The sequence below is a fragment of the Sulfuricaulis sp. genome (assembly GCF_040901545.1).
Classification (GTDB): domain Bacteria; phylum Pseudomonadota; class Gammaproteobacteria; order Acidiferrobacterales; family Sulfurifustaceae; genus Sulfuricaulis.
On the sequence record NZ_JBBDYL010000045.1, the window covers coordinates 75003 to 88114 of the forward strand.

9 protein-coding genes and 1 pseudogene are annotated in these 13112 nt (G+C 61.9%); 5 read left to right on the top strand and 5 right to left on the bottom strand.

Annotated elements, in window-relative coordinates; translation table 11 throughout:
- The first annotated feature begins 4 nt into the window (after positions 1-4).
- The 3 genes and pseudogenes from prmB (at position 5) to WD823_RS08760 (ending at position 3281) form a co-directional block, all read left to right on the top strand.
- Positions 5-922 (top strand): 50S ribosomal protein L3 N(5)-glutamine methyltransferase, encoded by a 918-nt coding sequence (gene prmB / locus WD823_RS08750; RefSeq protein WP_368429108.1) that lies wholly within the window; start codon positions 5-7, stop codon positions 920-922.
- 49 nt (positions 923-971) lie between these two features.
- Positions 972-2292 (top strand): annotated as a pseudogene (locus WD823_RS08755) (cytochrome ubiquinol oxidase subunit I).
- Positions 2289-3281, top strand: coding sequence for a cytochrome d ubiquinol oxidase subunit II (locus tag WD823_RS08760; protein WP_368429109.1), 993 nt, complete (start codon positions 2289-2291; stop codon positions 3279-3281). The pseudogene WD823_RS08755 and the gene WD823_RS08760 overlap by 4 nt, the downstream one beginning before the upstream one ends.
- Before the next feature lie 147 nt (positions 3282-3428).
- Here the strand turns inward: WD823_RS08760 and WD823_RS08765 are convergent, their stop codons facing one another.
- The 5 genes from WD823_RS08765 to WD823_RS08785 form a co-directional block, all read right to left on the bottom strand.
- Positions 3429-5129: a long-chain fatty acid--CoA ligase gene (locus WD823_RS08765; RefSeq protein ID WP_368429110.1), complete on the bottom strand. Its 1701-nt coding sequence runs from the start codon at positions 5127-5129 to the stop codon at positions 3429-3431.
- A gap of 2 nt (positions 5130-5131) precedes the next feature.
- Positions 5132-7171 (bottom strand): 3-hydroxyacyl-CoA dehydrogenase NAD-binding domain-containing protein, encoded by a 2040-nt coding sequence (locus WD823_RS08770; RefSeq protein WP_368429111.1) that lies wholly within the window; start codon positions 7169-7171, stop codon positions 5132-5134.
- Complete coding sequence (locus WD823_RS08775; protein WP_368429313.1) at positions 7168-8466, bottom strand: acetyl-CoA C-acetyltransferase; 1299 nt, start codon at positions 8464-8466, stop codon at positions 7168-7170. The genes WD823_RS08770 and WD823_RS08775 overlap by 4 nt, the downstream gene beginning before the upstream one ends.
- A gap of 41 nt (positions 8467-8507) precedes the next feature.
- Positions 8508-10934 carry an acyl-CoA dehydrogenase gene (locus WD823_RS08780; protein WP_368429112.1) on the bottom strand — a complete coding sequence of 809 codons (2427 nt, stop codon included), beginning with the start codon at positions 10932-10934 and terminating at the stop codon, positions 8508-8510.
- A gap of 126 nt (positions 10935-11060) precedes the next feature.
- On the bottom strand, positions 11061-11225 hold the full coding sequence (locus tag WD823_RS08785) for a rubredoxin (RefSeq protein WP_368429314.1): 165 nt from the start codon (positions 11223-11225) through the stop codon (positions 11061-11063).
- A gap of 97 nt (positions 11226-11322) precedes the next feature.
- Between WD823_RS08785 and hemH the strand changes: the two genes are divergently transcribed.
- Both hemH and WD823_RS08795 read left to right on the top strand, forming a co-directional pair.
- Positions 11323-12291: a ferrochelatase gene (hemH, locus tag WD823_RS08790; protein ID WP_368429113.1), complete on the top strand. Its 969-nt coding sequence runs from the start codon at positions 11323-11325 to the stop codon at positions 12289-12291.
- Positions 12288-13109: a hydroxymethylpyrimidine/phosphomethylpyrimidine kinase gene (locus tag WD823_RS08795; protein WP_368429114.1), complete on the top strand. Its 822-nt coding sequence runs from the start codon at positions 12288-12290 to the stop codon at positions 13107-13109. Before hemH ends, WD823_RS08795 begins: the two co-directional genes overlap by 4 nt.
- Positions 13110-13112: the final 3 nt, after the last annotated feature.

Genomic DNA, 13112 nt, shown 5'->3' on the forward strand with positions numbered 1-13112 from the left:
TTTTATGGCCGATGCGTCTAAACCCCGTACCGTACGGGAAGTCATACGCCGGGTCGCACAGCGACTCAACCGTGCGTACATTCATTTCGGCCACGGTACCGATAACCCTCGGGACGAAGCCGCATGGCTGGTCGGCAGCGCGCTCAAGCTGTTACCGCAAGAGTTGGAATCCCACCTCAAGGACGAACTGTGCCCGGACCAGCAGGCGGCCGTCAATACGCTCACGGAATTGCGCATTTCCACGCGCAAGCCGTTGGCTTACCTGCTGCAGGAAGCGTGGTTTGCCGGTCTTAAATTTTACGTCGACGAGCGTGTGATCGTGCCGCGATCGCTCACGGGCGAATATATCACGGCGCGATTTCATCCCTGGATCGAGCCCTCTTGGGTGCATCGCATCCTCGATTTGTGTACCGGGAGCGGCTGCATGGCGATTGCACTGGCGTACGCCTTTCCCGACGCCCGCGTGGAGGCCGCCGACATTTCGGGCGATGCCCTGGATGTTGCGCGCCTGAACGTGGAAAACCACGGCATGCGAGACCGCGTGCAACTGATCCAGTCGGATCTGTTCGACGGTCTGCCGGGGTCGCGTTACGATCTGATCGTCACCAACCCTCCCTATGTCGCGCATGCCGAAATGCAGTCCCTCCCTGGTGAATACCGCCATGAACCGGCCTTGGCACTTGACGCCGGCCCCGAAGGTTTGGATGCCGTAAGGCGCATCCTGTCCGAGGCCCCGGCCCATTTGAATCCCGCCGGGGTACTGGTTGCCGAGGTCGGTAACAGCGCCGAGACACTGCGGATGAAATTTCCTTCGATCCCGTTTACCTGGCTGACCTCGGAAACCGGCGATGAGAGCGTGTTTTTGCTGGCGCGTGGGGAACCGGCCACGTGGCGCGCGTCACTTGTCGCAGGCAACGAATAATTCCGGTTAAAATGTCCGGCCTTGGGAAGAACGGCAAGCCGGGAGGGCCATGGACGCGCTCGACGCCATCGATATCGCCCGCATTCAATTCGGGCTGAACATCGGCTTTCATATTCTGTTCCCCACCATCACCATCGCGCTCGGGTGGATACTGGTCTGGTTTCGCGTGCAATACGCCCGCACCGGCGAACCGGAATGGCTCGCGACCTACAAACTCTGGACCAAGATTTTTGCGCTCTCGTTTGCCATGGGCGTGGTGTCGGGCATCGTAATGTCGTTCCAGTTCGGCACCAACTGGCCCGGTTACATGAACACGGTTGGGAATATCGCCGGGCCGCTGCTCGCATATGAAGTATTGACCGCGTTTTTTCTCGAGGCCACGTTTCTCGGCGTGATGCTGTTCGGCATGAATCGTGTTCCGGGATGGATGCACCTCACCGCCACGGTGCTGGTCGCGGTCGGAACGACGATATCGGCATTCTGGATCCTGGCGCTCAATTCGTGGATGCAAACGCCGACGGGGCACGTCATGGCCGATGGCCAACTGATTGCCGGTGACTGGTGGGCGGTGATTTTCAATCCCTCGTTCCCCTATCGATTCACGCACATGCTGCTGGCCTCCGGACTCACCGCCGCGTTCCTGGTTGCCGGCCTGGCGGCTGCTCAAGGTGTCCGAGGACCTGGCGGCGGAGCGGACCCTGCGCACGGGCATACTGGTCGCGGCGGTGCTGGCACCGTTGCAGATCCTGGCCGGAGATCTGCACGGCCTGAACACGCTTACTCACCAACCGGCCAAGATCGCCGCGATGGAAGCGCTGTGGAAAACGGAGCGCGGCGCGCCGCTCGTGCTCTTCGCCATCCCGAATCCTCAGAGCAGAACAAACGATTACGCCGTGCAAATCCCCCAGGGTGCGAGCCTGGTACTCAAACATGAAATGAATGCCGAGTTGAAAGGCATCGATTTTTTTGCACCGGACACTCCCCCCGTGGCACCGGTGTTCTTTGCCTTCCGTGTCATGGTCGGCATGGGCGTATTGATGTGGCTGCTGGCGTGGTTCGGCGCCTGGCGACTGCGTATCGGTTCAACACCGCCCTGGGTGTTATGGATTTTCGCGGGCGCCACCTTTTCCGGCTGGATCGCCACGCTGGCCGGTTGGCTCGTCACCGAAATCGGGCGCCAGCCCTGGCTCGTCACCGGTGTGCTGCGCACGGCCGAGGCGGCGGGCGAGGTTTCGGAGGCGCAACTCGGGGCCAGCCTCACGGGTTACCTGATCACTTACGGCATCATGCTCATCGCCTACATCGTCGTACTGACGCATCTGGCTGGCGCGGGAACCGACAAACAGACCGCGCAAGGAGTTCTGCCTTGAACATCGATCTTCCGCTGATATTCGCATTGCTGATGGGATTGGCTACGCTGGCCTACGTCGTGCTCGACGGTTACGACCTCGGTGTTGGCATGCTCATGCCCGCGGCCGACGAGGGAGAACAGGAATTAATGGTCGCCTCGATCGGCCCGTTCTGGGATGCGAACGAAACCTGGCTCGTCCTCGGCGTGGGGATACTGCTGGTCGCCTTCCCGCACGCGCACGGGATCATCCTCGGTGCGCTCTATTTGCCCGTGGTTGCGATGCTGATCGGGCTCATGTTCCGCGGCGTGGCGTTTGAATTCCGCGTCAAGGCACAGGGATGGCACCGCGAACTATGGAACTGGCTGTTCTGGTTCGGATCGTTCCTGGCTTCGTTCGCGCAGGGCGTGATGCTCGCGCGTTACATCACCGGATTCGAATCCGGTTTCGGCTATTTCCTGTTTTCCGTGATCGTCGGCGCCGGACTGTGCGGCGGTTACGTGCTGATGGGCGCGACCTGGCTGGTCTTGAAGACGGAAGGTGCGTTGCAGAAAAAATCCATTGCGTGGGCCGAGTGGGGATTGCTCTGGGTCGCGCTCGGGGTCATGATGGTGAGCCTCGCGACACCGATCGTCAGCGAAACCGTGCGCCTGAAATGGTTCGACTTTCCGCGCACGCTGGCGCTCATGTTGCTGCCGGGCATGTGTCTGGCAATCGGCATCACCGTCTGGATTTCATTGCGCCGGCTTGCGCGCGGCGCCACCCGCGTCGAGTGGCTGCCGTTTGCCGGAAGCGTGGCGATTTTCACCATCGCCTTCATCGGGCTTGCCTACAGCCTGTTCCCCTACGTGGTTATTGACCGGCTCACCATCTGGGAGGCGGCGTCACACCCGTCGGCGCTCAAGGTGATCCTGGTGGGCGTACTGGTGGTCGTGCCCCTGATCATCGCCTACAGCGCGTTTTCCTATCGCGTGTTTTGGGGGAAGGCGCGGACCGGCATGTACGATTAGCGTCGTCGTTTGAAAAGCTAATCTTTTCTAGAACCTATCTCAAAATACCCTGTTTCGGTTCACGTAGGGTGCGTCCCACGCACCCATGGCTGCATTTAAACCGTGGATCGGTGCGCAGGGCGCACCCTACCATTTTTGAGATAGGTTCTAGTCGCTGGGCCGACAGATGTTGCTTACGGCATACATCGCCGCGATTTCCGTTTCATAACGAATTTCGATTTCCCGGCGTTTGGGTTTAAGGGTGGGTGTCAGCAACCCATTTTCAACGGTCCAGGGTTCCGTGACATTGGCGACATGGTGTATGCGCGCATAGCCTGGAAAATCATGTAATTGGGCGTTGGCACGCATGCATAATTCCGCCTTGTCGGTGATTTTGCTTACCGCCAGCAAGCCGAGTTTCGCGCGCCCCTCCCCGAGCAACAGCACCTGCTCGAACGCCGTATCACGCAGAATGGCGTTCTCCGCGTCGGCCGGCGGAACCTTTTCGCCGTTGGACAACACGATGACGTCTTTTACCCGACCGGTGATGGTCACGCGTCCCCCATGGACGGTCGCCAGATCGCCGGTGTGCAGCCAACCGTCACGGTCGAGGATTTCAGACGTGGCCGCCGGATTATTCCAGTAACCCTGCATGAGATTGGGACCGCGGGCCAGCAATTCGCCGGTCTCGTCGCAACGCAATTCGACCCCTTCCAGTGCCCGTCCCACCGTGGCCGGATCGTTATCGCCGGCACGGTTGGCGGCCAGCACGGGGGAAGTTTCCGTCAGGCCGTAACCTTGAATGATCGGCAATCCCAGCCCGAGAAAAACGCGCGCGAGATGCGGGGCGAAGGCGGCACCGCCCACGATAACGAGACGGATCCGGCCACCGAAGCTCCGTCTTAGTTTGCGCGCCACCAGAAAATCGAGCAGCGGCCAGATCCAGCGGTCGCGCGCGGAGGCTTCGCCCCGAAAGCGCCGCCAGCCGACATCCACGGCGGACTCGAACAGGCGTCGCTTGAACGAACCTTCAGCCATGGATTCCTGCATTTTCGAATAGATACGCTCGAATATGCGGGGCACGCTGATAAGAACCATCGGCTGCTGTTCGCGAATGTCGTCCGCGAGCCCGCTGATCGAGCGCGCGTACACCGTTTGTGCCCCGGCCCAGATGGCGGAGTAGTAACCGCAGGTGCGTTCGAACATGTGCGACAGCGGAAGAAACGACAGCAACCTATCGTGGGTATGTATTGGGATCGCATGCATGGACGCGATCACATTACTGAGAATATTTTGCTGCGAGAGCATAACGCCCTTGGGTCGGCCCGTGGTGCCGGAGGTATAGACGATGGTGGCGAGAACGCCTGATTTTGACGTAGCGCGCGTCAGCTCCGATTGGACTTCGGCAGGAAGCCACCGCGCCAACGAAACCAGTTTCGCTTCCGAATCGGATTCGCCGTGCAGGCAAACCACACGTTCGACGGTTTTCACCCGTGCCCGCAGTTCCGGCCACCGGCTGGCGTCCTCCAAGAACAGCAGACGCGCGCCGGAATCGTTCAGACACCAGGCCATGTTGTCGGGGCGGTCGTCGAAATACAACGGCACGGTGACGAGCCCGAGGATCAGCGCCGCCTGGTCGAACAGCACCCACTCCACGCTATTTCGCAGGCACAGCGCCACGCGGTCTCCCGGTTTGAGATGTTCCCGCGCCAGCGCCATTTGCCAGCGCGCGACTCCACGCCCGATATCCGCCCAGGTCGTCTCCACCCATTGGCGGCCGTCATACTGAAGATAAGCGGGTGCCGCAGGCGTCGCCTGCAGCCGGAACCAGAGGAGATCGGAGAGATTGCAAAAATCCTGATCCAACATGATTAATTCGGCGGCTGCGGGCGCCGTGCCAACAGGTCCGGCTGCGACCAGCCCGGATCGGGCGCAAAACGGGCGCCGTACTCTTGCGCCAGGCGCGCAAGGCTGTGGCTGATCCCGGTTTCACCCAGGCTTTCTATGTACCTGACCGGCCCACCCAGAAACGGCGCAAAGCCGGTACCGTAAACCATCCCCGCATCCACGGCATCGGCATCGGTGACCACCCCTTCACGCAAACAAGCCATGGCCTCGTTCAGCAAACGCAGGATGAGCCGCTCGGTGACGGGAACCTCCGACGCCGGTGCCTTGTCGGGGCCTGATTGCTGCCGCCGGCCGCGTGAATCGTAAGCATAAAATCCGCGCCCCGACTTGCGCCCAAGATGGCCCTCGGCCACGAGCCGACGCAAATTTTCCGGCACATCCATGTGCAGCGGTTCCGACAGCTCCTGCGCCACCGACAGACAGATATCGAGCCCGACCGTGTCCGCGAGCGCGATCGGTCCCATGGGCATGCCGAATTCCGTGGCCGCGCGATCGATCGTGACGATATTCACGCCTTCTTCCACCAGTTTAACGGCCTCGATCAGGTACGGCATGAGAATGCGGTTGACAAGAAACCCCGGGCTGCTCTTGACATCGAGCGGCAAGCGCTCGATGGCGCCGGTAAAGGCGCGGGCGCGTTCCAGCGCCGGTTCGGCCGTCTGCGCGCCGCGCACGATCTCCACGAGCTGCATCTTCGCCACGGGGTTGAAAAAGTGCAGCCCCACCAGGCGTGAAGGATCCTTCAGCGCCTGACCGATGACTTCCAGCGGGATGCTCGAGGTATTGGTCGCCAGCAAGGTTTGCGGCCGGACTTTTTGTTCCACCCCGTGAAAGAGTTCGCGCTTGGGTTCGATTTTTTCCACGATCGCCTCGATCACGAGATCGGCGCGTGCCAGGCCCTGACCGTCCAGATCCGGAATGAACCGGTCCATCGCCTCCTGTACCGCGCGCGGATCCCGGAGTTTGGATTTGAAAAAGGCATGGGCCTTTTTCACCGCGCGCGCGAGTATCTCGGCGTTCTGGTCCTGCAGGCTGACACGAAAACCCTGGCGCGCCGCCCAGATGGCGATATCCGCGCCCATGACACCGGCGCCGATCACGTGCACGTGCTCGATACCGTGCGGCCGCGCCTTGCCGCGGCGCTTGAGCTCCTCGCCCAGCAGAAACACGTGGACCAGATTGCGGCTGGTGCGCGAGACCAGCAATTCGCCCAGCGATTGCGCTTCCTGTTCTTCCGTGGCGCGGTTGCGCCACAGCTCGAGAATTCTCCACGGTGCCGGATATTGGTCCGGATGCGCCTTGCGGCGCACGCGCGGGGTCAGCAGCCGCACAATTAATGGCCGCAGCGGCTTCCAGCCCGGCAGCCGGTGATACCACGGTGCCCGGTGGCGGGGTGCATGCCGTTTCAGCAGCGACTCGGCGGCGTGCTGCAAATGCCGCTCGGGCGCGATTTCATCGATGAGTCCCAAGCGGCGGGCGTCGCGCGCGGACACCGTGCGGCCGGTGAGCATCAGATCGAGCGCGGGCAGTTCGCCCACCAACGGTGGCAGGCGCACCGTCCCGGCGAAACCGGGATGGATGCCCAAACGAACCTCGGGAAGCCCCAGGCGCGTCACGCTATCCTCGCGCGCAATGCGATAGGTGCAGGCCAGGGCAAGCTCCAGGCCGCCGCCGAGGCAAAACCCGTGGATTACGGCGACCGAGGGAAAGGGCAGTCCGGCAATCAGCGAGAAGACATGTTGGCCCAGTTGCGCCAGTTCGGCGGCCCGCGCGGTGTCATTGATGGCCACAAATTCGCGCACATCGGCGCCGGCGATGAATCCATTGGTCTTGCCGGAGCGGATGATGACGCCCTGGAGCGGCTTGGTGTCGATTTCACTCAATATATGACCGAGTTCATTCAGCACTTCCTGCGACAGGACGTTGGCCGACTGGCCCGCGACATCGAGCGTGAGCATCGCCAAATCAGAGAAATAATCGAGACGCCAGTGTTGGTGGGTCATGCATTCGCTCCCGCGGCGCGCAACAACATCGCGCCGCCCTGGCCGCCGCCGATGCACAAGGTCGCCACTCCCTGGCCGCCGCCCTGGCGATTCAGCGCACGCAGCAGATGCAGCACCAGACGTGCCCCGCTCGCGCCCACGGGATGGCCGTTGGCGATCGCGCCGCCTTCCGGATTGAGCCGTTCCGGTTCCATCGCGCCGAGCGGCGCGTCCAGCTTGAGTTCTTCGCGCGCATAGTGCGCGCTGTCCCAGGCCGCCTGACAGGCCAGCACCTGCGCGGCAAAGGCTTCATTGAGTTCCAGCTGCTGCAGGTCTTTCATTTTCAGTTGCCGGCGCGTGAGCAGTCGCGCGCAGGCATGGACCGGTCCCAGTCCCATCTGGGAAGGATCCACCCCGGCCCATTCGTGGTCCACCCATTCGCCGATCACGGGTAGTGCATGCCGCTGCACGGCCTCATCGCTCGCCAGTAACAGCACGGCCGCACCGTCCGTGATTTGTGAGCTGTTGCCGGAGGTTACCAAACCGTACTTTCTGTCGAACACCGGATTGAGCTTTGCCAGTTGCTCCAGGTCGGTGTCGCGGCGCAAACCGGTGTCCTCGGAATAATAACGCTCGTTGGTTTCATAAAGCGTTTCCACTTCGGACTGCATATTCCCGGCATCGAAGGCCGCCGCCAGGCGCCGGTGACTCTGCAACGCATAGACGTCCTGGCTCTCGCGCGAGATGCCAAACCGGTGCGCCAGCACTTCGGCGGTCTGTCCCATCGAAAGCTTCACCAGCGGGTCGGTCAGACCGAGCAGCAGGGAGTAAACCGGTTTCAGGTTCGAGGGACGGAAACCGGCCAGCGTCCGCAGGCGATCGAGCGGATTCCGGGAGCGCAGCATCTTTCCCAGCCAGCCAACCATCGCCGTGTTCCACTGGATCGGCGCGCGGCTCATGGCTTCGGTTCCGCCGGCCAGCACCAGGTGGGCGCGCCCGAGCGTAATTTGTTCCGCCGCCGAGGCCACGGCCTGCAAACCCGAGGCGCAATTGCGTTGCACCGTGTACGCCGGCACGTGTTTGCCGCAACCCAGACGCAACGCCACCAGCCGGGCAATATTGGTCTCGTCCGCGGCGGGAATGACGCAACCCACGATCACCTCGTCGAGCGCCGAAGCCGGAAACGGCTGGCGCATGAGAAGTCGTTTGCCGCAGGCGACCGCGAGATCGGAAGCCGAGAAGGGCCCGGGTTCCGTGCGCGCCTTGAGAAATGGCGTGCGGGCGCCATCCACAATAAAAACTTTTTTCTCTGTCATCATTTGTTCTCCGCTTGTGGTATCGGCCGGAGCCGACACATTCAAATTTGGCCCGAAGGAAAATCGTCCACGGCGATGACGGCGCGCCGGGCCGCATACGCCGCACGCACCAGTTCCGCCTCGGGCATACTCAGAGCCTTCTGATCCAGCGCGGTATTGACCTGGGCTTCATGATCGCCGTGCAAGATCGGTTGGTCATCAACCAGTTTGACCAGCCGGCGTTCCAGTGTTTCGGCCGCAATGACCTTGCCCAAGGCATCTTCCAGCCTACCGATGGCATCGGTTGTCGTCCGGGAAACATACATGCCTCGAGTCAGGCGGTCGCGGGCCGCGGACGGTTCCATCAGCAATTTGGCGCAGGCCGCGTCGACGGAATCGCCCGGTACGTGATACAGCCGGCCGGCGGGGAACACGATGCCGCCCGCGAGCCAGGATAAAAAGCGGCCGGGAAAATTCTTGAGTATCACCACCAGTGTCTTCTCGGCCTCGTGCAGACAATAGTCGCAAGCGAAGCGTGCGACCGGCATATCCTCCACCGGACGCCCGTCGTCTTCAAATCGTTTGACCACCGCCGAGGCAAGATACATGTAACTCAGCACATCGGCGAAGCGGCCGGAAATTTTTTCCCGGCGCTTGAGCGCGCCGCCGAGCTTCAGCATCGCGACATCGGATAACAGGGCAAATGCGGTAGCAAGGCGCGTGAGCCGCCGGACGTAATGTCGGGCAAAACGGCCTGCCGGCGGGCGCACTCCGCGCGCGCCGCTGACGCCGTACCAGAAGGCACGCGCGGCATTGCTGAGCGTAAAACGGATATGACCGAATAGGGCTACATCAAAAAGTTTCACGGCGCACGTCTCGTCCTTTTCGGCGACGGCTCTCATCTCCTGCAACACGTACGGATGACAGCGGATCGCCCCCTGGCCGTAGATGATGAGCGCGCGCGTGAGCAGATTGGCGCCCTCGACCGTGATGCTGATGGGCAGCGCCTGGTAAACGCGCCCCATGAAATTGCGCGGCCCGAGACAGATGCCGGAGCCGCCCTGGATGTCCATGGCGTCGTTGACGACGCGACGCATGTGTTCGGTGAGCTGGTATTTGACGATGGCCGAAGCCACCGAGGGTTTTTCACCCAGATCCACGGCCCGCGCGGTGAGCGTGCGCGCCGCGTCCATCATATAGGTATAACCGGCGATGCGCGCCAGCGCTTCTTCCACGGCCTCGAATTTGCCGATGGGCAGCCGGAATTGCTGGCGGATGCGCGCATAGGCGCCGGTGGCGCGACAGGCAAGCTTGCCCGCGCCGCAGGACAGCGCCGGAAGCGAAATCGAGCGTCCGGCGGCGAGCGATTCCATCAGCATGCGCCAGCCCTGGCCGACGCGCTCACGGCCGCCGATCACCCAGTCGAGCGGAATAAAAACATCTTCACCCCAGTTGGGTCCGTTCTGGAACGGAATGTTGAGCGGATTGTGGCGCGTGCCGATCTTGACCCCGGGGGTGTTCGCGGGAATGAGCGCCAGCGTGATGCCGCGGTCCACATCCTCGCCCAGCAGATGCTCCGGATCGAACAGCCGGAAGGCGAGGCCCAACACCGTGGCCACGGGCCCGAGGGTAATGTAACGCTTCTCCCAGTTCAGTCGGATGCCGAGCACATCTTTTTTCCCCTGGAATTCGCCGCGGCACATTTCTCCGCGATCGGGTATGGCGCTCGCGTCGCTCCCGGCTTCGGGATTCGTGAGCGCGAAACACGGAACCTCCTCGCCGCGCGCAAGCCGCGGGAGATAGTGACGCTTTTGTTCGTCGGTGCCGTAGTGCAGCAACAGTTCCGCCGGGCCGAGCGAATTGGGCACCATCACGGTAACCGCCGCGGTGATCGAGCGGCTCGCGATTTTCATGACCACGGCGGAATGGGCCTGGGCGGAAAATTCCAGGCCGCCGTATTGCTTCGGGATGATCATGCCGAAGAAACCGTGCTCCTTGATGAAGCGCCAGGTCTCCGGCGACAGATCGCGTTGTTCGTGGGTGATGCCCCAGTCATCGAGCATGGCGCACAATTTCTCGACCGGTCCGTCGAGGAAGGCCTGCTCCTCGGACGAGAGTGTCGGGGCCGGCAAACCGAACAGTTTTTTCCAGCGCGGATGGCCGCTGAACAGTTCCCCCTCCCACCACACGGTGCCGGCTTCGAGCGCCTCGCGTTCGGTATCGGACATCACCGGCATGATTCTGCGGAACACACGCAAAAGGGGGGCGCTGAACAGCGCCCGACGCCAGGGTGCCACCGCCAGCGGCAGGACGATGACCGCAACCAGGATCCAGGCGGTGAGCCACAAGGGTGTGGCAGGAGAAACGAGATAATCCCACCCGGCAATGCCCGCCACGAGCGCGGTGGCCCAGACAAGACCCGGCACGCGCAGGGCGGCCAGTATCCAGACCGTGAGCACGGCCAACAGGATCCATACGACGGTAATCAAGTATCCCTGCCTTTGTTATCCGTTTGCTGAAATTGAGGATTACCGGCACGCGGATTGTAACCCACGCCTCCGGTCTTGGCTGCACACCGCTAACGGTCAAAACCGGGCAGTCGACAAACCCGCCATTCAAATCTCGATCATTTCAAAATCAGACTTGGAAGCGCCGCAATCGGGGCACTTCCAGTTTTCCGGCACGTCCTCCCAGGACGTGCCCGGCGGAATTCCGTCTTCCGGACGGCCCTTTTCCTCTTCGTACACGAAACCGCAAATAACACACATGTAGGACTTCATTCCGTCCCTCAAGTTCAGCAGAAAATATACGGGATGCACCAATGATCGCATTTTCACGTTCATGGTGAAACCACCGGGGCGGGAGTAAAATTCTTCGATGTTCGAGCAAACGGCGGTGGTGCTGTGCAATCTCGGCGGACCGGATTCACTCGATGCGGTACGCCCGTTTCTGTTTAACCTGTTTTCCGATCCGGATATCTTTCGTTTTCCGCTCGGATCTCTCACCCAGCGTCCCCTGGCCGCGCTGATTGCCTGGCGGCGGGCGCCTGAGGCCGCCCACGGCTACGCCGCCATCGGGGGCAAATCGCCGATCCTCGAATATACGCGCGCGCAAGCGGAAGCGTTGCAGCGGGCCATCGGCGGCGAGTTCGACGTGCACGTGTGCATGCGTTATTGGCATCCGCTCACCGACGAAGTGGTGAGCAAACTCAAGCAAAGAAATTATCCCCGGGTGATTCTGGTGCCGCTGTATCCGCAGTACTCGCGCACCACCAGCGGAAGTTCCTATAACGAATTCATGCGCCAGTGCCGCCGGCAAGATTACCAACCATCCGTCACGTTGATCCGGCAGTGGTACGAACAGCCCGATTATCAAAATGCCATTGTCGAAACCGTGCGTGCCGAAGCAAATAAATTACCTGATCCCGATCCGGCGCATTTTGAATTGCTGTTTTCCGCGCACGGGTTGCCGAAAAAAATCGTGGCCGAGGGCGACCCGTACGAACAGCAAGTCCGCGCCACGTATGACGCGGTGTGCGCGCGGCTCGGCTGGCTGCACACCACTTTGTGCTATCAAAGCCGGGTTGGCCCGCTCGAGTGGCTGCGGCCTTACACGGATGATGTCGTTCGGGAAAAGGCCGCCGCCGGGGTAAAACAGATGCTGGTGTATCCGATCGCGTTTGTGTCGGATCATGTTGAAACGCTCTTTGAGCTGGGCATCACCTACGCCGAACTGGCGCGGTCGCGGGGCATCGAACACTACCGGGTGGTGCCGGCGTTGAACAACCATCCCCGATTTATCGAAGCGCTGAGATCACTCGTGCTCGATGCCGCGCAACGGCCATGAAACCGTCCCCGCCGCCGACCGTTCTGGTATTTGCCGGCAGCGACCCCACCGGAGGCGCCGGCGCAACCGCCGATGCCCTGACGCTCGCAAGCCTCGGTTGTCATCCCGCGATCGTGGTCACCGTGGTTACCGCTCAGGACACCATCGGCATCAAGCAATTCAATTACGTGGAAACCGAGCTCGTGATCGCGCAGGCGCGCGCCGTGCTGGAAGACATGCCCGTCGCGGCCTTCAAAGTGGGCATGCTGGGCAGCAGTGCCATCGCCACCGTGGTCGCCGGCGTCGTCGAGGATTATCCGGATATCCCCCTCATCGTCGACCCGATCCTGCGCTCGGGACGCGGCGATGTCCTGGCCGACGACATGCTTGCGGGTGCATTGCGCAGCCTGATCATTCCACAGGCCACTTTGATCACGCCCAACAGCCTGGAGGCGCGCGCGCTCGCGCCCGGTGGCGACACGCTCGATGCCTGCGCGCAGGAATTGCTGTCGCTTGGAAGCGATTACGTGCTCATCACCGGCACGCATGAAAATTCGCCGCAAGTCATTCACCGGCTATATCACAGCATGCGCCTCCTTGAGACTTATGTTTTCGAGCGCCTGCCCGGGAGTTATCACGGCTCGGGCTGCACGCTGGCCTCGGCCTGCGCCGCCTCGCTCGCCCACGGGCTCGACCCCGTCAATGCAGTCTCCGAATCGCTGCAGTACACGTGGGGAACGCTCAAGCATGGATTCCGCCCGGGCATGGGCCAGCAGCTGCCGAACCGGCTGTACTGGGCGCGGGAGACGGATGAGCCGGAAAGCGGTGGGGATACCTGACGG

Excerpts from the sequence above, each read along its gene's own strand:
- prmB (WP_368429108.1), top strand. The coding sequence starts at position 5 with ATGGCCGATGCGTCTAAACCCCGTACCGTACGGGAAGTCATACGCCGG.
- WD823_RS08770 (WP_368429111.1), bottom strand. The coding sequence starts at position 7,171 with ATGACCCACCAACACTGGCGTCTCGATTATTTCTCTGATTTGGCGATG.
- hemH (WP_368429113.1), top strand. The coding sequence starts at position 11,323 with ATGTTCGAGCAAACGGCGGTGGTGCTGTGCAATCTCGGCGGACCGGAT.
- WD823_RS08765 (WP_368429110.1), bottom strand. The coding sequence starts at position 5,129 with ATGTTGGATCAGGATTTTTGCAATCTCTCCGATCTCCTCTGGTTCCGG.
- WD823_RS08785 (WP_368429314.1), bottom strand. The coding sequence starts at position 11,225 with ATGAAGTCCTACATGTGTGTTATTTGCGGTTTCGTGTACGAAGAGGAA.
- WD823_RS08795 (WP_368429114.1), top strand. The coding sequence starts at position 12,288 with ATGAAACCGTCCCCGCCGCCGACCGTTCTGGTATTTGCCGGCAGCGAC.
- WD823_RS08775 (WP_368429313.1), bottom strand. The coding sequence starts at position 8,466 with ATGACAGAGAAAAAAGTTTTTATTGTGGATGGCGCCCGCACGCCATTT.